The 26,718-nt window shown below is 49.4% G+C and carries 21 protein-coding genes and 1 riboswitch; of the genes, 10 read left to right on the plus strand and 11 right to left on the minus strand.

Annotated features, from left to right (window positions below; genetic code table 11):
• Positions 1-36: 36 nt before the first annotated feature.
• The 3 genes from MLD56_RS21530 (at position 37) to MLD56_RS21540 (ending at position 4,617) form a co-directional block, all read left to right on the plus strand.
• Complete coding sequence (locus tag MLD56_RS21530) at positions 37-1,269, plus strand: MFS transporter (protein WP_029519202.1); 1,233 nt, start codon at positions 37-39, stop codon at positions 1,267-1,269.
• A gap of 289 nt (positions 1,270-1,558) precedes the next feature.
• Positions 1,559-2,692, plus strand: a complete 1,134-nt coding sequence (locus MLD56_RS21535; RefSeq protein ID WP_029519204.1) for a virulence factor — start codon at positions 1,559-1,561, stop codon at positions 2,690-2,692.
• Positions 2,693-2,813: 121 nt separating this feature from the next.
• A riboswitch (Lysine riboswitch) is annotated at positions 2,814-3,016 on the plus strand.
• A 134-nt stretch (positions 3,017-3,150) separates the two neighbouring features.
• Complete coding sequence (locus MLD56_RS21540; protein WP_029519205.1) at positions 3,151-4,617, plus strand: amino acid permease; 1,467 nt, start codon at positions 3,151-3,153, stop codon at positions 4,615-4,617.
• Between the two features lie 130 nt (positions 4,618-4,747).
• Here MLD56_RS21540 and MLD56_RS21545 read toward each other — a convergent pair whose 3' ends face one another.
• Positions 4,748-6,124 (minus strand): MFS transporter, encoded by a 1,377-nt coding sequence (locus MLD56_RS21545; protein ID WP_029519207.1) that lies wholly within the window; start codon positions 6,122-6,124, stop codon positions 4,748-4,750.
• Positions 6,125-6,170: 46 nt separating this feature from the next.
• Positions 6,171-7,298, minus strand: a complete 1,128-nt coding sequence (locus MLD56_RS21550) for a transglutaminase domain-containing protein (RefSeq protein ID WP_029519208.1) — start codon at positions 7,296-7,298, stop codon at positions 6,171-6,173.
• A gap of 101 nt (positions 7,299-7,399) precedes the next feature.
• On the opposite strand from MLD56_RS21550, the gene MLD56_RS21555 reads away from it, so the two are divergent.
• The 3 genes from MLD56_RS21555 to MLD56_RS21565 are packed head-to-tail and all read left to right on the plus strand — an operon-like array spanning position 7,400 to position 10,042.
• A complete protein-coding gene (locus MLD56_RS21555) occupies positions 7,400-7,828 on the plus strand; it encodes a FeoA family protein (protein ID WP_239645267.1) in 429 nt (142 codons plus the stop codon).
• On the plus strand, positions 7,819-9,828 hold the full coding sequence (feoB, locus tag MLD56_RS21560; RefSeq protein WP_029519211.1) for a ferrous iron transport protein B: 2,010 nt from the start codon (positions 7,819-7,821) through the stop codon (positions 9,826-9,828). The genes MLD56_RS21555 and feoB overlap by 10 nt, the downstream gene beginning before the upstream one ends.
• Positions 9,829-9,865: 37 nt before the next feature.
• A complete protein-coding gene (locus MLD56_RS21565) occupies positions 9,866-10,042 on the plus strand; it encodes a FeoB-associated Cys-rich membrane protein (protein WP_080658679.1) in 177 nt (58 codons plus the stop codon).
• An 86-nt stretch (positions 10,043-10,128) separates the two neighbouring features.
• On the opposite strand, the gene xylB is transcribed toward MLD56_RS21565, so the two are convergent.
• A complete protein-coding gene (xylB, locus tag MLD56_RS21570) occupies positions 10,129-11,652 on the minus strand; it encodes a xylulokinase (protein WP_029519213.1) in 1,524 nt (507 codons plus the stop codon).
• 58 nt (positions 11,653-11,710) lie between these two features.
• Positions 11,711-13,027, minus strand: coding sequence for a xylose isomerase (xylA, locus tag MLD56_RS21575; protein WP_029519214.1), 1,317 nt, complete (start codon positions 13,025-13,027; stop codon positions 11,711-11,713).
• Between the two features lie 134 nt (positions 13,028-13,161).
• Between xylA and MLD56_RS21580 the strand changes: the two genes are divergently transcribed.
• A complete protein-coding gene (locus MLD56_RS21580; protein WP_029519216.1) occupies positions 13,162-14,334 on the plus strand; it encodes an ROK family transcriptional regulator in 1,173 nt (390 codons plus the stop codon).
• Between the two features lie 93 nt (positions 14,335-14,427).
• Here the strand turns inward: MLD56_RS21580 and MLD56_RS21585 are convergent, their stop codons facing one another.
• Together MLD56_RS21585 and trxB are read right to left on the minus strand one after the other, a co-directional pair.
• Positions 14,428-14,658 (minus strand): glutaredoxin family protein, encoded by a 231-nt coding sequence (locus MLD56_RS21585; RefSeq protein ID WP_007432162.1) that lies wholly within the window; start codon positions 14,656-14,658, stop codon positions 14,428-14,430.
• 58 nt (positions 14,659-14,716) lie between these two features.
• Entirely contained in the window at positions 14,717-15,658 is a 942-nt protein-coding gene (gene trxB / locus MLD56_RS21590) for a thioredoxin-disulfide reductase (RefSeq protein WP_029519217.1), read from the minus strand.
• A 281-nt stretch (positions 15,659-15,939) separates the two neighbouring features.
• On the opposite strand from trxB, the gene MLD56_RS21595 reads away from it, so the two are divergent.
• Positions 15,940-16,671 (plus strand): ZIP family metal transporter, encoded by a 732-nt coding sequence (locus tag MLD56_RS21595; RefSeq protein ID WP_013311970.1) that lies wholly within the window; start codon positions 15,940-15,942, stop codon positions 16,669-16,671.
• Positions 16,672-16,752: 81 nt separating this feature from the next.
• Here MLD56_RS21595 and MLD56_RS21600 read toward each other — a convergent pair whose 3' ends face one another.
• Complete coding sequence (locus MLD56_RS21600; RefSeq protein ID WP_029519218.1) at positions 16,753-17,214, minus strand: hypothetical protein; 462 nt, start codon at positions 17,212-17,214, stop codon at positions 16,753-16,755.
• A gap of 10 nt (positions 17,215-17,224) precedes the next feature.
• A complete protein-coding gene (locus tag MLD56_RS21605) occupies positions 17,225-17,782 on the minus strand; it encodes an NAD(P)H-dependent oxidoreductase (RefSeq protein ID WP_029519219.1) in 558 nt (185 codons plus the stop codon).
• A gap of 134 nt (positions 17,783-17,916) precedes the next feature.
• On the opposite strand from MLD56_RS21605, the gene MLD56_RS21610 reads away from it, so the two are divergent.
• Positions 17,917-18,552, plus strand: a complete 636-nt coding sequence (locus MLD56_RS21610) for an HlyD family secretion protein (RefSeq protein WP_025724158.1) — start codon at positions 17,917-17,919, stop codon at positions 18,550-18,552.
• A 9-nt stretch (positions 18,553-18,561) separates the two neighbouring features.
• The gene (locus tag MLD56_RS21615) at positions 18,562-20,085 is read left to right on the plus strand and encodes a DHA2 family efflux MFS transporter permease subunit (RefSeq protein ID WP_029519221.1); all 1,524 of its coding nucleotides are present in this window, start codon (positions 18,562-18,564) and stop codon (positions 20,083-20,085) included.
• 88 nt (positions 20,086-20,173) lie between these two features.
• Here the strand turns inward: MLD56_RS21615 and MLD56_RS21620 are convergent, their stop codons facing one another.
• The 3 genes from MLD56_RS21620 to MLD56_RS21630 form a co-directional block, all read right to left on the minus strand.
• A complete protein-coding gene (locus tag MLD56_RS21620) occupies positions 20,174-22,156 on the minus strand; it encodes a heavy metal translocating P-type ATPase (protein WP_049817084.1) in 1,983 nt (660 codons plus the stop codon).
• 430 nt (positions 22,157-22,586) lie between these two features.
• Positions 22,587-24,038, minus strand: coding sequence for an aldolase/citrate lyase/malate synthase family protein (locus MLD56_RS21625; protein WP_029519225.1), 1,452 nt, complete (start codon positions 24,036-24,038; stop codon positions 22,587-22,589).
• 305 nt (positions 24,039-24,343) lie between these two features.
• Positions 24,344-26,680, minus strand: a complete 2,337-nt coding sequence (locus MLD56_RS21630) for a heavy metal translocating P-type ATPase (RefSeq protein WP_029519227.1) — start codon at positions 26,678-26,680, stop codon at positions 24,344-24,346.
• Between the last annotated feature and the right edge of the window lie 38 nt (positions 26,681-26,718).

A 26,718-nucleotide genomic window follows, 5' to 3' on the forward strand; every position in this document is an offset into this window, starting at 1 on the left:
AAGCCACTTATTTTATGATCAAGGAGTGTTCAATTGATGAGTAAATTACGAACCAATCATACCGTTATACAGAAAGAAAATGTGGCTCTCCCTTATGCATGGATGACTGTAATCCTATGCTGGTCAGCGGTTGCCGTTATGTCCAGCCTGTATGTGACGATCCCTTTGGTCCCTCTTTTTGCTAAAGTGTTTGGAAAAACGCTTGCCGAAGCAGCCCTACCGGGCAGTATCTTTTCCTTAGGCTTTGCGGCGGGATGTCTTGTTTATGGTGGATTGTCTAACCGCTTTGGACGAAAGCAGGTTATCGTTGCCGGACTGCTCGCATTGACGATCCTTTCGTTATCCCTCAGCTTAACCAATCAGTATTCTGTATTAGTTGTGTTGCGCTTGCTTCAGGGTTTGGCGGCAGCCACCTTTTCCCCTGTTGCTCTCGCATACGCCGTAGATATGTTTCCAACCGAAAAACGGGTAACGGCTATCGGCTTTATCAGCACTGGTTTTCTAGTGGCAGGTATTGCTGGACAGGTATTTAGTATTATCATCAGCGAACAAATAGGATGGAATATGGTATTTCGAATGCTAGGTGTTTTGTACGCAATCACCTTCCTGATCGTTCTTTTTTTCCTGCCTAAAGCTCCCTCCCCTCAACGAGGGGTTCGCATTTGGGCAGCCTTCGGTCAGTTGGGGACTGTTCTGCGCTCGTATCCTTTATGGTTAAGCTACACGGTTGCTTTTGTTCTCCTGATGTCCTTTGTGAGCATGTATACGGTTTTGGGTAACTATCTTGGCGGCCCTGAATTTGGCCTGAATAGCCGACAGATGCTTTATGTCAGATCCGCTGGTATCATCGGCATGCTCCTTTCACCATTCGCAGGAAAGCTAGCCCAGAAATACGGTGTGCACCTTATATTACGTACAGCTCTTATTCTTTCCATTCTGAGTTTGGCGCTGATGGGAATGACACACTCTCTTATGACTATCGTGGTGTTGAGTGTATGCTTTGTCAGCGGCATTGCCCTGAGTGTTCCTTCACTCATAGCAATCGTCGGCCAGCTCGGCGGTGCAGCGAGAGCTATAGCTGTCTCACTATATACCTTCATCCTGTTTGCCGGTACAAGTCTAGCTCCTATGCTCTCCATTCGTTTGATGGGGAATGGCGGCAATCAGATGACTACATTTATGCTGCTGGCGGCAGTTCTGTCTGTGGGATTTATCGCCTCCCTGCGCATTCGGATGGTGCTTCCCATCGCCCCCAGATTTCTAGAATAAAGCCTATGATTAGGGTAGAAATCCGGGGACAAAAGCGACCGCTACGCTTGTACAGCACCATTCCGCCTACTCCGTTTCATGTTAATTTTTCGAGTTCGGCTTATATAGCATCCTGTTTTTATTAAAAAAACCTCCATATTCATCAGCCATGTTTATATGAATCATCGTGATATATGTCATTGCATTTTCCTGTGAAACGCGAACTTCTCTTTGGAGACATTCGCAGAATGAGTTACAATACAGATAAGCTATATATGGAGAACTTTTGAACAGGAGGCTGTACTGAGCTATGAAAATAACATCTATCGAGCCAACTCCCAGTCCGAACACCATGATGCTGCATCTGGATGAGCGACTGGAAGCGGGTATCCGCAGAACATATACACGAGACAATGAGCGTTCCGCTCCCCCATTTATCCGGCGCATGCTGGGCATTGAAGGGGTCAAAAGCGTGTTTCACACAACCGACTTCGTAGCCCTTGACCGCAAAGGGAATGCAGATTGGTCTACCATTCTGGGTCAAGTCCGAGATCAGCTAGGCGAGGAAGGCGCTGACGCCAATTGGGATTTGCCAGAGGAAACCTCTGGAGAAGCGTTTGGCGAGGCACAGGTTTTTGTGCAATTTTTTCGCGGCCTTCCTATGCAAATTCGAGTCAAGGCAGGGCAGCAGGAGGAACGAATCTCCTTGTCCGACCGCTTTGTGCAAGCCGTTACCCGTGTAGCGAGCGCAACGCTGATTAAGGAACGCAAGCTGAGTGATTACGGCGTCCGCTATGGTGAACTGCCGGACATTGCACGTGAGGTTGAGCAGGAACTGGAGGCAGCCTTTCCACAAGAGCGGCTGGAGCAGATTATCCAACAAGCGATTGCCCACGGCGCAAACAACAGCGAATTCGTGGAGGAACGCCGCGAGTGGAGCGATGCCGAGCTGGAGCAGGCCCTGCAACACGAAGATTGGCGTACACGCTACGCTGCGCTGGATCGGCTGGACCCGACGCCCGAGCATTTGCCGCTTATTCGGCAAGCGCTGCATGACGACAAAATGCAGCTGCGGCGACTGGGCGTCGTCTATCTGGGCGATATTCGCTCACCGGAGGCGATGGAACTGCTAGCCGAGACGCTGCGCGATCCTTCAGCGGCAGTACGCCGCACCGCAGGCGACACGTTGTCGGACATCGGCGATCCGGTCGCTACCAGTGCAATGATCGGAGCCCTGTCGGATAGCAGCAAGTTGGTGCGCTGGCGGGCGGCACGTTTTTTATACGAGGTGGGAACCGAGGATGCGCGTGATGCGTTGGAGAAGGCGGTCGATGATCCCGAATTCGAGGTCAGTCTACAGGCTAAAATGGCGCTGGAACGCATCGAATCAGGCGAACAAGCCGCGGGCACAGTTTGGCAGCAGATGGCCAAGCGGAACTCTTAATTTAAGATTCTACGAGTGATTTTCAAAAAATTGTCGATTGTCAGAAGATGTACAGGTACGATATACTGTAATTCGCTATACAATAAAATATCATGTCATACACCTCATCAACCCTGTTTTATGATGAGGTAGAGGTCGCGGATGTAATCGGTACACCGGAGGAGACGATAAGAGCCGTCTGAGATTCCAGTGGAAAGGTACACCCGCCGAAGTATGCGGAGCTGACTCTTTGTAAATACTCCGAATGCTGGGGCTGCTAACCGAAAGGAGCAGAACTGTCACACGCTGTCCTAACACAGACACGTGTGTTGAGCTATCTTGTTATAGAAGAAGGTATGGTGCGGAATGCATAGACAAAACCGCAGGCGTATTCCCTGCGGTTTTTTGATTTATATACTCCCCCTCCTTCTAGCTCTTGCCCTGACATGAAATACAATTTCATGAAGGAGTGTTTGAACGTGCAACACAGAGCAACATCTGACGGAACCTTGCGTAAAAGTCTCAAAGCCCGCCATATGACGATGATCGCCCTCGGCGGTTCTATCGGAACAGGTCTGTTCCTCGCCAGTGGAGGCGCAGTTGCCGAAGCTGGACCCGGTGGTGCCCTGCTGGCTTATGCAGCAGTTGGCCTCATGGTCTACTTCCTTATGACCAGCCTCGGTGAGTTGGCTACATTTATGCCTGAATCCGGCTCTTTTAACACCTATGCAGGTCGCTTCGTCGATCCGGCTTTTGGTTTCGCCATGGGCTGGAACTTCTGGTACAACTGGGCGGTGACGATTGCTGCCGAATTGGCAGCAGCGACCGTGCTGATCAAATACTGGTTCCCGGAAAGTCACTCTGCCTGGTGGAGTCTGTTATTCCTGGCCGTAATCTTCGCACTGAACGCGTTGACCGTCAAAGGCTACGGTGAGTCTGAATACTGGTTCGCCATGATTAAAATTGTGACTGTGGTCATCTTTTTGACTGTAGGTGTGCTGATGATCTTCGGCATTATGGGTGGTCCTGCGGTCGGCTTTGCCAACTTCACGGTAGGAGACGCCCCGTTCCATGGTGGATTCTTTGCTGTACTGGGTGTATTCATGGCAGCGGGCTTTTCCTTTCAGGGAACGGAGCTGATTGGGGTAGCCGCAGGAGAGAGCGAAAATCCGCGTGAAAATGTGCCGCGCGCCATCCGTCAAATCTTTTGGCGCATCCTGTTCTTTTATATTCTCGCAATTCTCGTGATTGGATTGATCATTCCGTACACCAATCCGAATCTGCTGCGGGGAGATATCAGTGATATCGGGGTCAGCCCGTTCACGCTCGTATTTGAAAAAGCAGGGCTTGCGATTGCTGCCTCTGTTATGAACGCCGTTATTTTGACTTCCGTATTGTCGGCAGGTAACTCGGGTATGTACGCGGCCACTCGGGTACTGTACGCTTTGGCACGAGAAGGTAAAGCCCCGCGTTTCCTCGGACGTATCAATAGACGCGGCATTCCTATGAACGCGCTGCTGATCACGACCGCTGTCGGTATGCTAGCCTTTCTCGCCTCCCTGTATGGAGACGGTGTAGTCTATAACTGGCTGCTGAATGCTTCTGGAATGTGCGGATTTATTACGTGGGTCGGAATTGCAGTCAGCCATTATCGTTTCCGCCGTGCCTTTAATGCACAGGGTCACAGTCTGAGTGAGCTTCCATACAAAGCCCGTTGGTTCCCATTTGGCCCGTTGTTCGCCTTCGCTCTGTGTATCATTGTCATTATCGGGCAAGGGGCGGATGCCTTCACCGGACAGGAGATTGACTGGAAAACGATGATCGCTACGTACATGAGTGTGCCGCTATTCCTTCTGCTGTGGCTCGGCTACAAATGGACCAAACGTACTAAAATCGTGCCATTAAAAGAATGTGATTTGAGCCCGGATGCTTCTTCGGATAAATAATAGAAGACATTAAAAAAAGCCCGTCTCCACATATCAGGGAGAACACGCTGGTAAACCTGGTCCAAGACTGTTTATCCGCATGTTCACCTGTATATGCCCGGAGACGGGCCTTTTCTTTTTCTTTTTCTGTTTATTTGGAAGAAGCAGCTACTTCAGCTGATAAAGACATAGATAAGGCACGACGACTAAAAATACCGTATATGACAGCAATCAGCGTCAACCCTGCTGAAAACAAGTACAAATTAACGATACCCAAATGATCTGCAATCCAGCCCATTAAAAGCAGCGAAATACAAAACGTTAGGCTTGTCAGCGTAGCCTGGGCGGACAGCACCTTAGGCAAATCATGTACAGACACACTCATTTGCATCATCGTACGGCGGGATACGACGGACATTTCCGCAGGTAGTCCCATCAACAGCACGATAAGCAGCGTTAGTGGCGGTAATGTGTTCAGTGCATACCAAGCTGTCAGCAGCCCATAACCTGCCATCCCCGCCAACATGGCGGGCAGCAGTCTGCGCTGCAAATACTTGACGCAGGCGAGGACCACGATACCGCCGCCAATCGCTCCTGCAAAATACGCTGCATTGATGTATCCCCACCATGCCTCACTTTTGTGCAAGACCTGCTGAGCGAAAGCAAGCGTGAACGCGCCTACCCAAACCGAACCCCCTAGAAGGTCAATCATATCCATAAAAATAAGAGCTTTCAGTCTGCGACTGGCTCCGATGAGGCTCCAGCCTTCACGAAGTATTTCCTTTTTACGCTTGGGAGGTAGTGTGGGGCTCTCAGATTCCGGGCCATATAGTGTATCTTCCAACTGTGCAGGAGGCAAGTCATGATGCCCTTGCCCGGGTTCAGTTAGAGCTTCGAAAACTGAGACATCTCCACCTCGCACCCTTGTTCCAGGTTGCAGCAAATAATGAGCTTTGCCCTCTAGTGGATCTCGAATCAGGCTGGTGAAGATCATGGCTATCATATATAATCCGCCAGCAACCAGTAGTGTTTTTTCCGAACCTAGCATGGCTACGAGCACACCACTAAGCCCCCACCCCGCTAATTGCACCGTCTGATCGCTGACCGATACCAGACTGTTTGCCCGCATAAGTCCTTCCCCGGACGCAAGGCGAGGAATCAGCGCATTACGCGCAGGCGTAGTCCATCCGTCCAGAAAGGACATGGCTGCCACCAACGTAAACACAATCACCCATATCGGCTCCGTGCCTGCTGACCACAAGTGGCCCAGCAGAACAGCAAAGAAAGCCAGTTGCCCGAACTGAGAAACGAATAAAATAAAAGGAAGCTGGAATCGGGCCAAAATGAGCGGTGCTAAAAAGCCGCTGATCATCTGTGCCCCCATTCGCAGCAACGGAACGAGCACCGAAGAGAAGATGGAGTCTGTTTCATGAAAAACCAAAGACACAAGTGCCATAATATAAAGAATGTCGGCCGCATTGGACATGGTCTGCGTGCCAAGCAAATAGGTAAAGGAACGCCTGTGCATATAAATAAAATACTCCTTTGTTAATGTAGCTTTTTACAGCAGATGATTAGGTCCATTTCAGGGTTACCCGAAGATTGCCGGTACTTCCAAGGTCCGTAATCTGATAAGAAATGGATTTTAAGCCGAGTTGATATAAGGACTGTAAATCCTCCTTGAGACTTCGCTCTGTTCCCTGATAGGCGAAGGTAAGCGTCGTCCCTCCCTTATTTACAATCTTACGCACCTGTTCCTTGATGTCGGCGGATGATTTAACCAGACCCTTACCATCTTGCAGCGGATATTCGAGGGTATTGTACAGTTTTTGATACACAGCAGCCTTTGATCCTCCGGCAGCTACCAGTGCTGATAAGGTTTCCCGATACGATGTATTCGCCTGAGGATACGGTTTCACCCATGAGTGATCCCGCCGCATTTCGGTATCCGTCAGCAGATAATATGAAGTGCTTACTTCGTTCGCGCGATCTGGGGTTGGATCATCCCATGTCGTATCCATGTGATACCATCGACCATCTAATAAAACAAGATTCCATGCATGCAGCTGTCCCCCTGCTCTACCTTCCACAATCCGATTCGTAATGCCTGCACGTTCCAGCATTTTATAGGCTAGCAGTGAATAACCCTGGCAGACCGTGCTTCCCGTTTTCAGGCCATCGTAGGCTGTGTACTTTTGCTGTGCTTCATCATACTTCAGGCGAACGACGATCCAATCATGGATGGCCTTCACCTTCTCATGATCCGTCATTCCCTTCGTAATAATATCCCCCAGCACCGCTTTAACTGTGCTATCCACATAAGCTGTCTGTTCCTTCGTCTCCCGGTAGCTTAAACGAATCGTAACCTGAGCGGAGGTCGTTGTGCCTGTATAGCTGAATGCGTAGCTTTTGATCGTATAATTCACATACGGATCGCTCTCCATGGCCTGTTGGATGGCCGTCTGTAATTGCTGTTTGAGACCGTTCACTCGCCCTTGATATGTAAAGGTCAGCGTTTCACTCCGCGTAGCCATTGCCTGTAAAAGCTTGTTCTGAAGCTGCTGCGATGATACCGATGGAGCCGGCTTGATCGACGCCGCATACACATTGCTGCCCCACTCCACAGCCTGCGGCAGCAACACAGCCAGCGCTGCACCCGCAACCAGACATTTTACAAGCCTAACCCCGATTTTTCTGTTCATACAGAGCGTTCCTGCCCTTCTTAGCATAGTTATAAACAGCTCTATCTTACCATAAAAACAGTTGCCCCAAACGCTCTAGTTTTGTCGGTTGCAGACGAGTAATGGGACAGTTAAAAAGACAGGTTGCGACACACATACTCGGCGATATAACAGATGGGAGCAAGGGGCAAACATGTCGTTCGCAGCGAATTTTATCACAGCAATCTAAGTATCCTCATGATATGGTACTGGCATCGGAAGTAAATGATATTGATTCTCATTCTAGATCAGAAAGGCTGAACACCATGCCAGAATGTATTTCACTTCTTCGTACGCCACTAGGTCAGACTGTGCGTTTGCAATCCCTTGACCCTCTTCATCCCTCATTGCGCCGCCGCTTGACAGACATGGGCATCAACGAAGGTTCCATCATACGCTTAAAAAAAATCAGTTTATTGGGCGGCCCGATCGTCATTGAATGCAACGGCCAACTGGTCGGCCTCCGTCAAAATCAAGTGAAACAACTGGAGGTCGTTCCGACATGGACATGATCGCTCTATTTGGCAATCCCAATACAGGAAAAACCTCATTATTCAACAAGCTGACTCGTACGTATGCAGAAGTAGGGAACTGGTCCGGCGTCACCGTGGAAAAGAAAACAGGGCTCCTGCGTGACAAGTCTGCCGTATTGGTGGATTTGCCAGGTGCCTACTCTTTACTCCCTCTTTCGCTGGATGAAGGTGTCGCAACCCGATATTTGCTGGAAGAGCCGCCTGCGGCCCTGATCAATATCGTGGATGCCTCCCAGCTCCAGCGTAATCTCTATCTGACCGTACAACTACTGGAATATGGCCGTCCCCTTGTACTTGGCTTAAACATGACTGACGTAGCTGATGCCACGGGTCTTCGCGTAAACAAGGAATTGTTGGCTGAACAATTGAACGTTCCCATCATTCCTATGGTGGCGCGCACAGGTAGTGGAAGTAAGCAAATGCTCGCATCTCTTCGAGAAGTAAGACATGCATCCAATACTTTTCAACTGGATTACGGCCCTGCCGTCGAAGCGGCTATTCATGATATTTGCAACTTACTGCCGGATGCATCTGTACCGCAACTCCGGTGGGCCGCACTGCAATGTCTGGAAAACAATCCTGTCGTCATGGAATGGATGACAGATGAGGTGCAGCGTGAACAAGTAACTGCGCGTATTCGCCATTGCGAAGAAGACCTGCTCAGTGAAGGCTGTGCCATCACGCCTGCTCAGCATATTCGTTCTGTACGAACAGCATGGATTGCTGATCTGTGTACCAAGGCACTCGACACCTCCAAGCTCAAGCCGCACAGCCTAACGGATAGGCTAGATGCACTATTAACTCACCGGTATCTGGGGATTCCGATCTTTTTGCTGCTGATGTACGCTACCTTCAAGTTCACCTTCGATTGGGCGGGTACGATCCTTTCAGATATGCTGGATGGATTTTTTTCAGGTGCACTCAGCAGTTGGATTTCTGAATTACTCGTTCACTTGAACGCGTCTGCCTTTACGCAAAGTCTAGTCGTGGACGGCATCGTGGCTGGAGTCGGGGGTGTGCTTGTTTTTCTGCCTCAAATTGCTATTTTATTTCTGATTATCTCGGTGATCGAAGACTCCGGGTATATGGCACGGGTCACGATACTCATGGATCGTCTGATGCAAGCCGTGGGCTTGAACGGGAAAAGCTTCATTCCCTTCATCATCGGATTTGGCTGCAATGTCCCTGCGATTATGGCAGCACGCACCATTGAACAGCCCAGAGAGCGTCTCATTACCACGTTGCTGGTGCCCTTTATGTCGTGTTCGGCCCGCCTGCCGGTATATGCGTTGTTTGCGGGTGTGTTTTTCCCAACACATGCGGCAAGCATCATCATGCTGATGTATGTGTTAGGAATCGTCGTTTCACTTATACTTGCCAAAATTTTTTCCAAAGTATCCATTTTGTCGGGTGAGCCCTCCCTCTTCATCGTGGAACTTCCTCCCTATCGAGTGCCGCAGGCTCTTACACTATTCCGCAGCACATGGGAGAAGGTTAAAGGCTTCGTCCGTAAAGCCGGAACCATTATTCTTGCAGGTTCCGTTGGCATCTGGCTCTTGTCCAATTTCGGTCCGCAGGGCTTCGGGGTAGAAATGGATGACAGCCTGCTTGCCACCGTTGGAGGTTGGTTCGCTCCATTACTAGCCCCTCTCGGTTTTGGCACCTGGCAAGCAGGGGCTTCCCTGCTCACAGGCTTTATGGCCAAGGAAGTTGTCGTATCAACGATGAATATTATTTACCACGTTCCTGATATGCAGGGACTTGAACTACAAGTCAGACATGCCTTTACACCGCTTGCCTCTCTTAGCTTTATGGTGTTCATTCTGTTGTATGTTCCGTGTCTGGCTACGGTAGCGGTCATTCGTAAAGAAACCCTTTCGTGGCGTTGGACCGCATTTTCTGTGATCTATCCTTTGGCCGTTGCATATATCATTGCCGTCTTGATCTATCAATGCGGCAGATTATTAGGTTGGGGTTAAAGTCAGGCCCTATAGTAAATAAAAGGAAGTGAATTCCATGATCAATATCATCATTTTATTGGCGATCCTCGGTTATAGTGCGTGGGTGCTGGTACGATTTTTGCGAAAAAGCCGTCAAGGCGCCTGTGCGGGGTGTTCGTCGAGCAAGTCATGTCCGGGTTGTGCAGCCAGCTCTATGCATGAAGATTATGCGAAAATCAAGAAAAGTATTTAATTCCAACTCATCATCACATGAAAAGCGGCTTCGGGGGTTTCTTACACCCGAAGCCGCTTCTTATTTACGCTTAAAGCTCACCGTATTCAGCGATACACTGCCAAATGCTCATTTAGCTCTCGCGTGTGCAAGTAAACTTCACGATACAGCTCGTATAGACCTTCATACTGTGCCACACGGTCCGGGTTCGGCGAATATCTCGCTGCTTCATGCAGAAATGCTTCAGCACACGCTTGCAGAGATTCAAACCAGCCACTACCATAAGCAGCCAGCATGGCCGCCCCCAAGGCAGGTCCCTGCTCGCTTTCCAGCTTGATGATATCCGCGTTAAAAATATCTGCCTGCATTTGCAGCCATGCCTCATTACGCGCACCGCCGCCGATGGAAATCACTTCATTCACCGTTTTGCCCGTCCCTCTAAGAATATCTATAGATTCCTTGAGCGAAAACGTTATTCCTTCCAGTACCGCTCGTGTAAAATGCGCAAGCTTATGTCCCGCATCCATCCCGATAAAGCTGCCTCGAATGGTTGCATCCGGATGAGGTGTACGTTCGCCAACGATATAAGGCGTGAACAGCAGCCCTTGGCTGCCCGGCTCAATAGAATTCACATCTGCCAATAGTGCATCAAAAGAATGCTCTGGTGCAAAGGTATCCTTAAACCAAGTCAAGCTGTATCCGGCCGCGAGCGTAACCCCCATAATATAATAAGCATCCTGCTCACTATGATTAAAAAAATGCGCCCGCCCCTGCACATCAATATCCTTGCGTTCCTCATAAGAAAGTACAACCCCTGAGGTGCCGATGCTGCATAGGGTGCGGCCTTCACTCAAAATGCCGGCACCAATCGCGCCACATGCGTTGTCCGCACCACCTGCAAAGACCTTCGTTTCAGGCGAAAGCCCGATCTGCTTCGCAATCTCCGGCAAGAGCGTACCCGTCTGATCAAAGGATTCCACCAGCGGCGGGAACAGCGACAACGGTAGATCAAACGCGGCAGCGATCTCTTCGCTCCACTGCTTGTTCGCAATATCCAGCAGCAGCGTGCCCGCCGCATCCGAATACTCCGTCGCCAGCTCTCCTGTCAGACAGTAGCGCACATAATCCTTGGGTAGCATAAAATGTGCCGCACGGGCCAGCACGTCTGGCTCATGCTCCTGCACCCACAGCAGCTTGGGCAGCGTGAAGCCTTCCAGCGCGCGATTACGTGCGATATTCAGCAGGTCCGACCCGAGCTGTTCTTCAATACGACGGCATTGTGCTGTCGTACGCGTGTCATTCCACAGAATAGCCGGACGAAGCACTTGGCCTTCCTTGTCAGTCAGCACAAGCCCGTGCATCTGTCCCGAAAAGCTAATACCGTCTACGGCATCTGTGCCGCCGATTCCGGCCTTCTCCACAAGCTGTTTCAGTGATGCTAACGTGCCACTGACCCAGTCCTCAGGATGCTGTTCGCTATATCCTGCCTTCGGCTGATGGAGCGGGTAAGACTGAGATGTTTCATAAGCCACCTGACCCTTGAGGTTAACCAGCACCGTTTTGACCGCGCTGGTACCCAAATCTACGCCGATGACATAGCGTTCCTGCTCCTGATTTAGCTTCTCCTGCATTGGAGTACCTCCTTCCCTGTTATCGTGCAGCTTTTATTACATATATAGAATTCTGGTATTAGTCAGCCAAAATGTATTGATTTAATCTTGCTTTCAGATATTCCTGGCGACCGGATACGTTTTTACGTGGTGTTTCGTTCGCCAGAGCATATTCAGCCAGAGAAGCAAGCGTTGCTTTTCCGGATACGATGTCTGCTCCAATACCTTCTTTAAAGCTGCTGTAGCGCTTCTCAATAAAGTCCTCAAACACACGATCCTCGATCAGTTTGGCAGCTACCTTCAACCCCTTCGCATACGTATCCATACCTGCGATGTGCGCGAGGAACAAGTCTTCTGGCTCAAACGATGCTCTGCGTACCTTGGCATCAAAGTTGATACCACCACGGCCCAAGCCTTCATTTTGCAGCACTTCATACATCGTCAGGGTCGCATCATACAGATCAACTGGGAATTCGTCCGTATCCCAGCCCAGCAGCAAATCTCCCTGATTTGCATCCAGTGATCCCAGCATGCCGTTAATCCGTGCTACACGCACTTCATGATCAAAAGTATGACCCGCCAAAGTGGCATGATTAGCTTCCAGATTAAGCTTGAAATGTTGATCCAGATCATATTTTTGCAGGAAAGCAATCGTCGTCGCTGCATCAAAATCATACTGATGCTTCGTTGGCTCCTTCGGTTTTGGCTCAATCAGGAACTGAGCGTCAAAGCCAATTTCACGCGCATAGTCTACGGCCATATGGAACATACGTCCCAAATTGTCCTGCTCCAGCTTCAAATCCGTGTTCAGCAGTGTTTCGTAGCCTTCACGGCCTCCCCAGAAAACATAGTTATCTGCGCCCAGACGTTTACCCACTTCTAATCCTTTTTTAATCTGAGCAGCTGCGTGTGCGTATACATCTGCATTGCAAGTCGAGGCAGCCCCATGCAAATAACGTGGATGGCTAAACATGTTCGCCGTGTTCCACAGCAATTTTTTCCCCGTAGCTTTCATATGTTCCTCAATCAGATCCACGATGGTATCCAGATTGCTGTAAAATTCCTTCAATGACGCGCCTTCTGGTGCAATATCCACATCGTGGAAAGCAAAGTAAGGTAAATTTAGCTTATCCAGCAGCTCAAAGGCAGCTTCCACACGAGCCTTCGCCAGATCCAGCCCAGTAAACTTGGACCATGGACGTTCCGCTGTTTCTACACCAAAAGGATCGGAGCCGCCTGCAACCAGTGTATGCCAATAGGCCATACTAAAACGCAAATGCTCCTCCATCGTTTTTCCCGCTACAATTTCCTGTGGATTATAAAATTTGAACGCAAAAGGATTGTCGGATTGCTTGCCCTCAAAGTTAATTTTAGATACCTGTTCGAAATAAGCCATTATAAGTTCCTCCTTTATAGTAAACGTTTACAAAAACGATTCTAGCACAGCCAAAAGACTTTGTCTATTGCTTAAACTAAGTTTGTTTTTATGATATAATATCAGGAATTACACCAACAGGAAGTGAATGAACCATGAATGTCACTGGCGATCAGGCGCTTGTCAAAAAGCTGAATAAATCCATTGTGCTGGAGCGTATTCGCCTTCATGCTCCGCTATCCCGGGCACAGTTATCCAGTCAAACTGGATTAAACAAGGCAACCGTTTCCAATCTGGTGGCAGAGCTCATTACCGATGGATTGGTGTATGAGACAGGATTAGGAGAATCCAGCGGTGGGCGTAAGCCTTTAATGCTGCTGTTCAATAGCCGTGCAGGCTTTGTACTCGGTATTGAGGTCAGCGTACAGTACATCAAGGGCGCTCTGACCGATCTGGCAGGTACCATTGAAACGGAGCTTACCTTTTCTCTAACCCAGCATGATCCCGCCTTTGTTATGGAACAGATTCGAAAGCTCGTTCAGGAGCTTATGCAGGTCACTCCTCCCTCCCCTCATGGTATTGTCGGCATTGGACTGGGGGTACCGGGTATGGTGGATGAGACCGGAACCGTGCTGTTCGCACCCAATCTGGGCTGGGAAGGGGTTCCGCTGCGGCAGCAGCTTGAGGCTGAGCTAGGTCTGCCCGTCGTAGTAGATAACGAAGCCAACGTCGGCGCGCAGGGCGAGTTGTACTATGGTATGAACGGCGATCACCGACAGCTGGTGCGGGATCTGGTCTACATCAGTGCAGGGTCTGGAATCGGGGCCGGGATTATCATTGACGGCAAACCGTATCAAGGAGCTTGGGGGTACGCCGGAGAGACGGGTCATATGACCATTGATTGGAACGGACGGCTCTGCTCCTGTGGTAGTCGCGGCTGCTGGGAGCTGTATGCTTCAGAGAAGGCGTATGCATCATCCACATTGAAACTGCCTGCACATAATACAGCGGAATTACTGCCGTTTGCTCAGCAAGGTGAAGCGAGTACATTAAGCGTCCTTGAAGATATTGGACGATATTTGGGTGTGGGTATTACCAGCATTGTGAACAGCCTTAACCCCGGGATGCTTATCATTGGCGGTCCACTGGCGGAAGCCAGACCTTGGTTGGAGCAAAGTATGCGTGAAGTGATTGACGAACGTGCCTTGCCCTATCACCGTCGGCAACTACAGATTCGTTTCTCCACGCTTGGCAGCCGTTCGACGATGCTAGGTGCCGCCTATGCGGCAACCGCTCCTTTTCTCGGGCGAGTACGTGTGTCCTTATAAGTAAAAAGGCACCCATTGCAGTATGTAGCTGCGATAGGAGCCTTTTCTTAACCATATAACGATCATAGGACCGTCGTCTGCTGTTAGGTTGGATTAAGCGTTCAACACTTTTTCAAACTTGGTTTTGTTCATACCGGAAATACGTTCTTCCCCGATCAAAGTCAATGGAACGGCACGAATGCCCATATCCCAAACCTCTTGAGCAAAAGCTTCATTGGTTTCAATGTTGCGTTCTTCGTACTCCACGCCTTTTTCACTCAAGTAGCTTTTTACTTGACGGCAATGCGGGCAGTTTGTAGATGTGTATACGATTGCTTTTTCCATGAATATCACCTCATCATTTATTTTGTTACATCATATTTATTCAAACTTGCGTGGATCATTACAGAGCCAGTGCGCTGTGCTCCAAGCTTTCGATGTACTTCTCGCTGTCCATAGCAGCCATGCAGCCACTTCCTGCTGCGGTAATTGCTTGTCTGTAGCGAGTATCCTGTACGTCACCACAAGCGAATACGCCAGGCACGTTTGTTTCGGAAGTCCCCGGATTTACGACGATATAACCGTTCGCATCCGTTGTAATTTGCCCCTCGAGGAAGCCTGTATTCGGATGATGACCAATCGCCACGAATACGCCGCTAACCGTAATAACTTCCTCTTCACCTGTTGCATTATTCAGCACTTTCAAGCCAGTGACTCCGTTCTCGTCCGCAATCACTTCTACAGGAGTACGATTAAGTGCCCATTCAATTTTGTTGTTCGCACGAGCACGATCCTGCATAATTTTGGAGGCGCGCATTTCTTCACGACGATGCACCAACGTTACTTTAGAGGCAAAACGAGTCAGGAAATTGGCTTCTTCCAATGCAGAGTCTCCGCCGCCGATGACAACAATTTCTTTGCCACGGAAAAAGAAGCCGTCGCATGTTGCGCAAGTGCTTACGCCACGTCCGATATTATCCTGTTCACCGAGAATACCCAGGTACTTGGCAGTCGCTCCTGTGGAAATAATCAGCGTATCGGTAACCAGTTCACCCAAACCCTCTACATCCAAAGTAAATGGACGAGCAGTTGTGTCTACTTTGTTTACCCAGCCTGTGCGGAATTCAGCGCCAAAACGCTCCGCTTGCTTACGCATATTATCCATCAAATCGGGTCCCATGATTCCTTCCGGAAAACCTGGGAAATTTTCAACTTCCGTAGTCGTAGTTAATTGTCCGCCTGGCTGTGGTCCTTCGATCACCAGTGGGCTCATGTTAGCGCGTGCCAGATAAATTGCAGCGGTCAAACCGGCAGGGCCGGTACCTATAATAATGGACTTGTACATATCTTGGTTCCTCCTAAAATATCATAAGTATTATATAACGAGTTTTCGGAACCGGGCGCTGGGCAACTGCATATACTCTAAAAGTAATTCCGCCAGAAGCTTATCCCAAAATGTGGACACCCGGATATTACAAAAACGAATCACTTGTTTTGTAGCTTTTTATGACTTAGACTGATTCTAAATCCTAATTTCATTATGCGGAAATAGCTGTAAACAGTCAAATGAAGTTTTCATGAAGCGAAGCTTAAAGATAAATCAGGTATGGAGGGATTATCCCGATTATGAATGACGTTTTTGTAGGTAGCTTTATTTCTGCCCTGTCCACTGGACTCGGCGCCGTGCCCATACTGTTTATGCGTAATATCACGCATCGGCTTCGCGATGTTCTGTTGGCTTATGCCGCAGGAATTATGACCTCTGCCTCCGTGTATAACCTCATTCCCGAAGCGATCCAGCATTCCAATTGGTTCGTGCTGACTGCGGGAATTCTGCTCGGCTGCCTCGTATTACTGGTGATGGAGATGTACATTCCCCATGCGGATTTGGAGGACCCAGATTCCAAGACCTTTCAACTGGAATCCAAATCTTTTCTCATCATCGCAGCTATTACATTGCACAATTTACCGGAAGGACTCTCTGTTGGGGTCAGCTATGCGAGTGAGACTCACAATCTCGGCAATCTGATCGCCTTCTCTATCGGCCTGCAAAATGCCCCGGAAGGCTTTATCGTAGCGTTGTTCCTTGTGAATCAAAACATCGGCCGTTTCAAGGCCTTGGGCATTGCTACCCTCACCGGAGCTGTGGAAATCATTACGAGTCTGATCGGCTTTTATTTGAGTAGCTGGGTGAACGGACTGGTACCTTACGGCCTTGCTTTTGCCGCCGGAGCCATGATGTTTATCGTCTACAAGGAACTGATTCCCGAGAGTCACGGGGATGGCAACCAGCGGATCGCCACATTCTCTTTTATTCTCGGCTTAATTACGATGATTGGGCTAACCGAATGGCTATAGCCGAGCAACACAAAAAGGCCGCCTTCTGCCTGTAATCCAGACAGATAAGCAGCCTTTTTGGCGTGTTCACATGGAGATACCTCATTTTTTTTGGTTCATGGAGCGCAATGCTTCACGATACTGCTCGTCCTCACTTTTGTGAGTCTCCTTCTCTCCATTGGATATTGGGGAATGTCTTTCCTTTTCTTCGTCCTTTTTGGCAAAACCACGTAAAGCCGCACGATAATCCTGATCTCCGTAAGCATCTTTAATATTCTCGCGATCTTTTTCCACCTTCTTATCCGTCTGGATATCAGGCACCTTGTGTTGTTCCTCCGCATGATGCTCTTCGACATCGATATCCTTAGGAGGCGTCTCTTGCGCAGGATCTATCCATTCACGCGCCTCGGGTTCCACCTGTTCAGGATAAGGACGTTTGCTTCTTTGCCGTGAGTCCTCTTCGGTAGAGCGAGTCTTGGAAGAGGACTTGCGCGTCATCTTCGTATTAAATACCAGCAAAAAAATAAAGGCAACCGCAGCTACTACGATAAAAGCAATGGTCATCGGTAGCCTCCTATTCTCTTTCAGCGCTACGGTACCGTCCCGCTATTTCAGCAACCCGTTTGCCCAAAGAGCGGCCTAGTGCAAGATCATTACCCGTTGGAAGATTAGGTGGTCCATTGGGGTCAGTCTCCACCGGACATGTTATCCCTACGCCGTAATAGGAGCCGTATAATGCATTTTCCGTAATATTGGCGGGCAGTCCTACAATAATCATGCCTTGATGAAGCATTGGAGTAATCAAATTCAGAAGTGTGGATTCCAATCCACCATGAACGGTAGCGGTTGTGCAAAACACAGCGCCGATTTTGTCCACCAGCTTGCCCTGCGCCCACAGATACCCCAGCTTATCAATCCAGCTTTTCAGACCGCTGCTGATCGTACCAAAATGCCCCGGACAACCCCATAGGATCGCATCCACACTCACTAGCTCATTCACATCGGCCTCATTTACATGCTTTAACAACACTTCCGTGTGCTCAAGGTGTGCTCCTTCTGCAATTGAGCGTGCGAGACGTTCGGTATGCCCATTTTCACTGTCATATACAATCATGATTCTGGTCGTCGTCATTATGCGCATCATCCTTTGTCAGCAAAATCATCCTTTTCGCATGCGCTCTTAACCTTGCCCAAAATCCATCTGAATATTATGAATCGTTTGACGCATACTTTGAAAATCCAAGAACTAGGGAGGCATGTTAACACATGAATTCACGCGCCATATTAGTCAACTTGCTAGTTATTATCATTATTCTGGCAGGAGGTGGAGCCGCCGCCTATTACTACAATCAATCCGCCAACTACATAAAAACCGATAATGCCCAAGTGAGTGGACAAGCGGTTACCGTTGCCTCTCCAGGCGCTGGCAAGCTCACAGGCTGGAATGCTGAAGTTGGTAAAACCTACACCGCTGGAAGCACACTGGGTAATGTAGAAGGAGGCGGAAGCCGAATTAGCGTTACGATTCCAACCGATGGTACCATCGTGCAGCAATCTGCGGTCAACAACTCAATTGTTGGGGCAGGCACGCCTTTAGCGAAGGCTTTTGATCTAAACAATTTATGGATTACCGCCAATATAGACGAAACGGCTGTACAGGATCTTCAAGTAGGACAAACCGTAGATGTATATATTGATGCTTACCCGGATACGTCCCTGAGCGGTAAACTCGAAAAGATCGGCCTGGCGACCGCATCGACTTTTTCACTACTGCCCACTTCCAACACCACTGCCAACTATACCAAGGTGACGCAGGTCGTGCCTGTCAATATTTCCATTCAAGGTTACAAGGGGCTGGGTATTATCCCGGGAATGAGTGCGACTATCAGAGTTCACAAGTAGGGGGCTGTCATGGATCAAAAAATGTCCGTCGGACGTATTCTGTCCGTGCTGCTGCTAGGCGCCTTCATTTCGATTTTGAATCAAACGCTGCTTAACGTGGCCATTCCACACTTAATGAATGATTTCAATGTGTCTGCCACAACCGTTCAATGGCTTTCCACCGGATATATGCTAACCAACGGGATTTTGATTCCTATCACTGCTTTTCTGATTGAGTCCTTCGGAACACGTGCGCTGTTCATCTCCGCGATGGGGTTATTTACTGCCGGGTCTGTCGTCTGTGCTGCCAGTACCGGCTTTGCGCCTATGCTGGTTGGACGTGTTATCCAGGCCAGCGGAGCAGGCATCATCATGCCTGTGGTGATGAACGTGTTCCTGACTGTGTTTCCTCCAGAAAAACGGGGCGCTGCCATGGGTACTATGGGAATCGCCATGATGTTTGCCCCGGCGATTGGACCAACTTTATCCGGCTATATTGTGGAGCATTACAGCTGGCGGCTGCTATTTTTACTTGTTATTCCGCTGGCGGTCATTGATATTCTGTTTGCCATACGCTGGCTCAAAAATGTATCCAAGCTAACGAAACCGAACTTTGACCTGCTGGGAACCGTCTTTTCCACCCTTGGGTTTGGCTTCCTGCTGTATGGCTTTAGTTCAGCTGGGGACAAAGGCTGGGGTAGCAATACAGTAATACTCACACTCGCTGCCGGGATTGTGTTTATTGTATTGTTTATCGTGCGCGAGCTGAACATGCTACAGCCGATGCTGGAGTTCCGTGTGTTTAAATATGATATTTTTACTGTATCAACCTTAGTCGGGGCTACCGTCAACATGACGATGTTTGGCGGTATGCTGCTGCTGCCAATCTATTTGCAAAATATACGCGGCTTTACACCGTTGCAATCCGGTCTGCTGCTGTTGCCGGGTGCACTGCTGATGGGTGTGATGTCACCCATATCAGGGGCAGTATTTGACCGTATAGGCGCAAGGCCGTTGGCGATCATTGGGCTGATCATTACGGCAGTCACGACATGGGAGTTCAGTCTGCTAACCGACGCCACCACCTACGGACATATTATGATCATCTATACGATTCGCAGCTTCGGAATGTCACTGCTGATGATGTCCGTCCAGACGGAAGGGCTAAACCAGTTGCCTCCCCATCTCGGTAGCCATGGTACAGCCATGTCCAATACAGTACGGCAAATTGCCGGGTCTATCGGTACCGCTTGGCTCATTACTGTAATGAGCAGCCGGACCACGATTCATGTAGCGGATTATGCGAATGTCGCTACCACCGCCAATGTTCCTTTAACCGAAGGGGTAGCACAGTTGGGACAAACCCTCGCGCAAACGGCGGGTATTTCAACAGAAAGTGGTTCATCGTTGGCGCTACAACAGGTGTACCGAAATGCTGTTACGGAATCGACGATCCATGGCATTAATGATGCCTTTATCATTGCTACAGGGATTGCGCTGGCAGGGCTATTGTTTTCTTTGTTCTTACGACGGTCTACGCCACGCCGAAGATAGACGTACAGCGTTGCGAGGCTGCAAAAGAAGGAGCATTCACCCCTTGAATTTTTAAGAGGATGAATGCTCCTTCTTGTGATTATTAGCCCTATGACCGTAATAAGCGCAGGCCATTCAAAATAACCAGTAATGTGCTACCTTCATGCCCAATAACCCCAAATGGCAGGGCTATATCTTGCACAAAGTTGCTGATCACAAGCAGCAAAATGACACTTACCGCAAAGATCATATTTTGTTTAACCACCCGCTGCGCCTTGCGGGCCAGTGCTACCGTCGGAGCAATCTCCTCGATTCCATCGTTCATCAGCACAACGTCTGCGACCTCCAGTGCGGCTCCGCTGCCATGCATCCCCATGCCTAGTCCTACGGTTGCCGCTGTCAACGCAGGAGCGTCGTTCACACCGTCGCCGACCATGACGACATGCCCGTACTGCTCCCGCAGCATGCGAATATGGCTGACTTTGTCCTCCGGCATTAAGCCAGCATACACGGCGTCAACTCCGGCCTGCGCCGCGATCACAGCGGCCGTTTCTGGACGGTCCCCGGTTAGCATGACAACCCGGATACCCTGCGCTTGCAGTCGTTTCACGGACTCTTGGGCCTGCGGACGCAGCTCGTCGCGTAGTGCCAGCATTCCGGCAATCCGATCATTCGCGAGGATGATGGATACGGTTTTGCCCTCAGCTTCCAGCCGGGCCCGACTCTCCATCCACTTTGGCTCTGCCAGAGAACCAGGTTCATCCAGTACATTTGTACGCCCAATTTTCCACTTCACCCCACCTATGATGCCTTCCATTCCCCATCCGGTGAGTGCCTGCACTTCTTCGGTTGGAAGAAGATCTCTCTGTCCCAAATCAGCTTCGGCTTTGGCTACAATCGCTCGCGCCAGTGGATGCAAAGAATAGCTTTCAATTGTGGCGACCATATGCAATAACTCATCGGCATCGTATTCTGCGGCGGTAATCCAATCCGTGACGACAGGTGACCCCATCGTTAACGTGCCTGTTTTGTCAAAAGCAACAACAGAAGTCAATGCCATATTCTCCACATGTGCACCACCTTTGAACAGGATGCCCCGTCGGGCACGGTTGGAAATGGCCGATAGCATTACTGGCATAATGGATGATACGAGCGCACAGGGGGAGGCCACGACGAGGAACACCATAGCCTTGTAAAACGCTGCTGCCCACGTCCAGCCTAATGCTATGGGTGCACCGGCAATGACGATCAGCGTGACAGCAACAACAATTCGAGCGTACACCGATTCGAACGTTTTAATAAAACGCTGGGAATCAGGAACTTCGGTCTGAGCCTCTTCCACCATACGAATGATTTTCGAAAATAAAGTGTTCTCTGAGGACTGACTAACCTCCACATATAGCACCCCTTCTCCATTAATGGTGCCCGCATATACCTCGTCACCTTCCACCTTATTTACCGGAATAGATTCACCGGTAATCGATGCCTGATTCACTGCCGAAACGCCCTTAGAGATTCGGCCGTCCGCCGGAATCAGTTCGCCCGGCTTCACCAGCAGCAGGTCGCCTGGCAACAGCTGCTCAATGCCGACCGTTTCGGTCCCCTCGCGAGACAAGCGCAAAGCCGTTTCCGGCTTCAACGCCATAAGCTCAGAAATATCCTTACTACTACGCTCGGTGGTATAGCTCTCCAGCGCACCGCTGAGTGCAAAAATAAAGATCAGCATGGCTCCTTCATTCCAATAGCCAATGGCCGCAGCTCCTAGGGAGGCAGCAATCATGAGCAGGTTAACATCCAGATCATGTTCTCGGATCAGTGTTTCGACTCCTTCCCTGGCTTTGGACCAGCCCCCAAGGGCATAGGACACCACATACAGAATGACCGATAGCCATTGCCACCAATGTGAGACTCCCCATGCCATCAACATCAGCAATCCACTACCTAGAGCAGCTTGCATCTCCTTGTTTTTCAGCATACTTTTAAGCTGAAATTGCGGCTTACGATTCGGACCGGGTCGTCCGCTGCCACTGTTTTTTGAAAGGGTTCGGTTAGAGGGAGACAATGTATCTTGTAATCGTTGAACAGCTTGCATCATGTCACGTTCCTTTCCATATTTTGTTCCTTGTACTAGCATCTCATTGAGAATGATATCCATTGTTAAGTGCCCTAAAATAGCACATGCTGCTTCGGGAAGCCCGAAGCAGCATGTTTAGCAAATGAGAATGATAATCATTTTTGCGTCTATACAATTATTTTGGTTTAGAGAAACTTTTGTTTTATTATATACCTTTTCTTTTCCACTTGTAAACCAGCAATGGTCTAAATAAAAAAAGATACCCGCGCAAACACCGCAGGTATCCTCCATATTTAGAGCATCCGATTCAGGATTTGCAAAAATCGATTCCAGTCGCTCCAAAGTGTAATATATAGACGAACTAGGCCATTTCGATCTATATTTTGTTCTTTGAAAATCGCTTATTGGATTTTTGCAAAATCCTCTATTACATGAATTCAGGTTATCTTCAGGCTAAAGGAAACTTCCACGCATGGTTGTGTGCAGCCCCAGAAGTGCGCTGACGATCTGCGGGCTGTTGCAGTCCCAAACGCGCAGCTGCAAGGCGTGCGGCGGGAACTGCTGTGTCCGGGCAAATGACCCCCGTCAGCTCATTCTCCCAGATCGAAATCCCATCCAGAGACTGGTTAATTTCATCTATTGCTACCCATAAAGGAAGCTCGGGCTTTACACGTCGAACAGCTTCCATTATGCATTTTATCGTATCACTAGTATTCTCATGACCATCGACACCGGGTGGAATCAACTGATCCTCAGTCCTAATATCATCGGATGGAGTTGGTATGACTTCTAAAATGACCGTATCGGCAAAACGTGTCAGATCTGCAGCTTGAGCCACCTGCTTGATATGTCGTGCACCCACTTTGGATATGTTATTGGGGTTGGCTGACTCCTCCGACCGTGCGGCTTCCTTGTTCCATGTTGGGCTTATGTTAGGCACCAAAGACGGGGCAACTGTCAAAAGCACGCCTACCCGATATGGAATGCACCGAAGACGTCCGCATAAGGTCTGCTCCGCAACGCCGTCAATCCAGTCTCGGGTTGCCCGGAATTCGTCCACGTCAGCCGGATTGCGTACCATAATCTCCAGCTTGGGTTCTCCCCCCTGCCGCACGCTCCGCAACGCCGCACGCAGTAATGCCTCCAGCTGCATATCTTGCAAGCTGCCAATACCCACTGCATTGTTCTGCTCCATTAGGGCAACAGTGAGTGGCGATCCGTTCAGAGACTCGAATAAGCCTTCATACTCTGTTTCCAGCAAGCTGATAATCCGGCGGGACAAATGCTCACACAATCCAGGCAGGCCAGATGCCTGGTTAAAGGTTTTGTACGTGTCAGATGCACGAGAGCCGGGAATAAGGATGGGGTCGGGCTCCCCGTCAGGGGCATGAATCGTCTGTCCAGACTCAGCTACGTCCAGATAGGCATAGCATAATTCCCCAACGCGGCCAGAGGCCTGTGACAAGGGGCCATGCAGAAGACTATAACCGTCGAAACTGCCTATTTCTGATGCTGTCTCTGTACTTATACGACTCATACTTGTAGGAGCATCGGCATAAATCCGTATGAAGGTACGTCTGTATTCATCGCTCCATTTTAGGAGTGTACCCATTGCTTGCCCAATATCGTTGCCGCTATTCAGCATCGTTTCCCCAAGTAATTCGGGATTCGCAGCCATCAAAGCCTCCGCTCGGCTGATTACGCCCTGCTCAGCTAAACCAACCAGCCAGCCCAACGGATCTTCCCCCTGCGTAGCAGATACTTCATGGCTGCCTGCCCTTAGCGTCTCCATAGCCAACCTCTGTGCAGCAGTCTCCATAACCGACTCTGGATCTTTGAGATCCCGGCTGTTTTTGCCGCCCAACAGCTCTGCGAATACATGCATCAGTTTAGCCTCCATGCTATTAATCCATCCTTTCTTCCGTCAGCAAGTTGGCACACACGAATTTGAGTACCCCTCCAAATAAGGAAAACGCTTACTCATAATGGAGCAACCGAATCTTACATGGGCCTTACTTGTAAAGCCCCTACCTTAACGTATTAGGCACGCCACGCATTTATACATCTGGGCACAGCTCCCCTACAACCCACAAGTAATCTCTATACTGCTGGTACAAGACCACTCGAAAAAGGAACCTATAAAATAAACACCCCCGGTTTTCACAGGATGCCTACATCCGATGTTAACCCGGGGGTGTTTATTTTTTACTCGTAAGAACGAACCTTCAATACACGCATCACATTCAATACGGCTAGCAATGTTACACCTACATCGGAAAATACAGCCTCCCACATCGTAGCAATACCGAATGCTCCCAGCGTAAGAAACACAGCTTTGACACCTAGTGCAAAAATGATGTTTTGCCATACGATACGACGTGTGCGCTTGGCGATATGGATGGCCGTAACCAGCCTTGAAGGCTCGTCGTTCATGATTACGATATCTGCCGCCTCAATCGCAGCGTCCGAACCCAAGCCACCCATCGCTACACCGACATCGGCCAGCGCCAGTACGGGTGTATCATTAATTCCATCGCCCACGAACAAAATTTTGTCGCTCGTTTTTTTACTTGCAGACAACTGCTCGATGGCTTCGGCTTTGTGCTGAGGTAACAGCTCTGCCCTTACTTCATCCAAACCCAGCTGTCGTCCTACAGCCTCGGCAACTGTCCGATTGTCACCCGTCAGCATGATGGTTTTCACCACACCCAACTTTTTCAGTGAAGTAACCGTTTGGGCTGCGTCTTCCTTAACCTCATCTGAAATCAGAATGCACCCGGCATACGTTCCGTCTACCGCCACATGTACGACCGTTCCTTCATCCAGCGTCCCTGCTTGCTGCGCCACGTTAAAAGCAACATGTTCCCGCTCCATCAGCCTGGCGTTCCCGGCTGATACCAGACGACCATCTATTTGTGCCTGAATCCCGTGACTGGATATTTCACTATACTGCTGAACCCGTTCTGCTCTGAGTTCTTTACCGTAGGATTCACGCAAAGATGCAGCAATAGGATGTGTCGAATGCAGCTCCGCCAAAGCGGCGGTTTCGAGCAGGGTTTCGTTTGTAAAATCCCCGGCAGGATAAATCCCTGTTACACGGAAAACACCTTTGGTGAGTGTGCCTGTTTTATCAAAAACAGCGTATTTCACATGATTCAGAGCTTCAAGATAATTCCCGCCCTTGATCAGAATACCTGAACGGGAGGCTGCCCCGATTCCCCCAAAGAAGCCCAATGGAATAGATACTACCAGCGCACATGGACAAGAAATAACGAGGAAAACAAGCGCACGGTACACCCAATCTGCAAATTGTGCACCTGGCACAACAAGCGGTGGAACAACCGCCAACAACAGCGCTACAATAACCACTACGGGAGTATAGTATCTGGAAAATTTCGTGATAAACTTTTCAGTCGGCGCTTTTTTGGCACTCGCATTTTGCACTAATTCCAAAATTTTAGAGACCGCGGATTCACTAAACTCTTTGCTAACCTCTACCGTTAGAAGCCCGTTCGTATTGATAAATCCACTCAACACGCTACTTCCCGGCTCCACAGTACGAGGCACCGATTCACCAGTCAACGCAGAGGTATCCACATGCGATTTACCATCTACAACTTTACCGTCCAGCGGGATCTTCTCGCCTGGCTTAATCACAATCAAATCCCCAATGCGAACGTCTTCTGGAGACACTCTCCGTACGGACTCAGCCGTCTTCAGGTTCGCATAGTCCGGTCTAATATCCATCAGATCACTGATGGACTTACGTGAACGGTTAACTGCGATGCCTTGAAACAGCTCTCCGATTTGATAAAAGAACATGACAGCTACGCCTTCCGGGTATTCCCCAATCGCAAATGCACCAACAGTAGCCAGCGTCATCAGGAAGTATTCGTCAAAGGCCATTCCACGTACCAAACTGCGTGCAGCCTGCAAGACAACATCACCGCCAACGATGATATATGCCAGTAAAAATAAGGCCAGCTTGCCTACACCTTCAACAGGTAACCACCAGGCAACAGCCGCAACGACCGCACCAATAGCCAAACGCGCAATCATGCGGCGCATACCGTCCGTACCGTGATCATGCGTATGCCCAGCGTGGCTATCATCTCCATGCGAATGTGAATGAGCATGGGTGGATTCACCATGTTTGTGCTCTGCATGGTGGTTGTGATGCTCTTGTGTATGTCCTTCACCTTCATCATTATGCTCATGACCGCATGCACAATCCTCTACGCTATCTGATTGTACTGCACCAGCATGGCTTCGACTGTCTTCATGTAGGTGGCCACGGGCACTTTTTACCACCATCCGAACATGTGGCTCAAGTCTATGAACCTTCCGTTCCGTCTGGCGAAAAACCTCTTCTTTTTGATCCGAACTTGTGGTCATCGTCAACGTTTTCGTAACAAAATTGACCGAGCAATCCATGACCCCTTCTATTTTACTGACTCCATTTTCAATCTTGAGCGCACAGTTGGCGCAATCCAAACCTTCCAAAATCCATTCATGCCGTTCCGTTCTTTTTAGAGCATCCATAATCATTGGCCTCCAATTAACTATATATGAGCAACTGT

Origin of the sequence: Paenibacillus peoriae (genome assembly GCF_022531965.1) — a bacterium.
GTDB lineage: Bacteria > Bacillota > Bacilli > Paenibacillales > Paenibacillaceae > Paenibacillus > Paenibacillus polymyxa_D.

Excerpts from the sequence above, each read along its gene's own strand:
- MLD56_RS21530 (WP_029519202.1), top strand. The coding sequence starts at position 37 with ATGAGTAAATTACGAACCAATCATACCGTTATACAGAAAGAAAATGTG.
- MLD56_RS21535 (WP_029519204.1), top strand. The coding sequence starts at position 1,559 with ATGAAAATAACATCTATCGAGCCAACTCCCAGTCCGAACACCATGATG.
- MLD56_RS21545 (WP_029519207.1), bottom strand. The coding sequence starts at position 6,124 with ATGCACAGGCGTTCCTTTACCTATTTGCTTGGCACGCAGACCATGTCC.
- MLD56_RS21550 (WP_029519208.1), bottom strand. The coding sequence starts at position 7,298 with ATGAACAGAAAAATCGGGGTTAGGCTTGTAAAATGTCTGGTTGCGGGT.
- MLD56_RS21555 (WP_239645267.1), top strand. The coding sequence starts at position 7,400 with ATGGGACAGTTAAAAAGACAGGTTGCGACACACATACTCGGCGATATA.
- feoB (WP_029519211.1), top strand. The coding sequence starts at position 7,819 with ATGGACATGATCGCTCTATTTGGCAATCCCAATACAGGAAAAACCTCA.
- MLD56_RS21565 (WP_080658679.1), top strand. The coding sequence starts at position 9,866 with ATGATCAATATCATCATTTTATTGGCGATCCTCGGTTATAGTGCGTGG.
- xylB (WP_029519213.1), bottom strand. The coding sequence starts at position 11,652 with ATGCAGGAGAAGCTAAATCAGGAGCAGGAACGCTATGTCATCGGCGTA.
- xylA (WP_029519214.1), bottom strand. The coding sequence starts at position 13,027 with ATGGCTTATTTCGAACAGGTATCTAAAATTAACTTTGAGGGCAAGCAA.
- MLD56_RS21580 (WP_029519216.1), top strand. The coding sequence starts at position 13,162 with ATGAATGTCACTGGCGATCAGGCGCTTGTCAAAAAGCTGAATAAATCC.
- MLD56_RS21585 (WP_007432162.1), bottom strand. The coding sequence starts at position 14,658 with ATGGAAAAAGCAATCGTATACACATCTACAAACTGCCCGCATTGCCGT.
- trxB (WP_029519217.1), bottom strand. The coding sequence starts at position 15,658 with ATGTACAAGTCCATTATTATAGGTACCGGCCCTGCCGGTTTGACCGCT.
- MLD56_RS21595 (WP_013311970.1), top strand. The coding sequence starts at position 15,940 with ATGAATGACGTTTTTGTAGGTAGCTTTATTTCTGCCCTGTCCACTGGA.
- MLD56_RS21600 (WP_029519218.1), bottom strand. The coding sequence starts at position 17,214 with ATGACCATTGCTTTTATCGTAGTAGCTGCGGTTGCCTTTATTTTTTTG.
- MLD56_RS21605 (WP_029519219.1), bottom strand. The coding sequence starts at position 17,782 with ATGACGACGACCAGAATCATGATTGTATATGACAGTGAAAATGGGCAT.
- MLD56_RS21610 (WP_025724158.1), top strand. The coding sequence starts at position 17,917 with ATGAATTCACGCGCCATATTAGTCAACTTGCTAGTTATTATCATTATT.
- MLD56_RS21615 (WP_029519221.1), top strand. The coding sequence starts at position 18,562 with ATGGATCAAAAAATGTCCGTCGGACGTATTCTGTCCGTGCTGCTGCTA.
- MLD56_RS21620 (WP_049817084.1), bottom strand. The coding sequence starts at position 22,156 with ATGCAAGCTGTTCAACGATTACAAGATACATTGTCTCCCTCTAACCGA.
- MLD56_RS21625 (WP_029519225.1), bottom strand. The coding sequence starts at position 24,038 with ATGGAGGCTAAACTGATGCATGTATTCGCAGAGCTGTTGGGCGGCAAA.
- MLD56_RS21630 (WP_029519227.1), bottom strand. The coding sequence starts at position 26,680 with ATGGATGCTCTAAAAAGAACGGAACGGCATGAATGGATTTTGGAAGGT.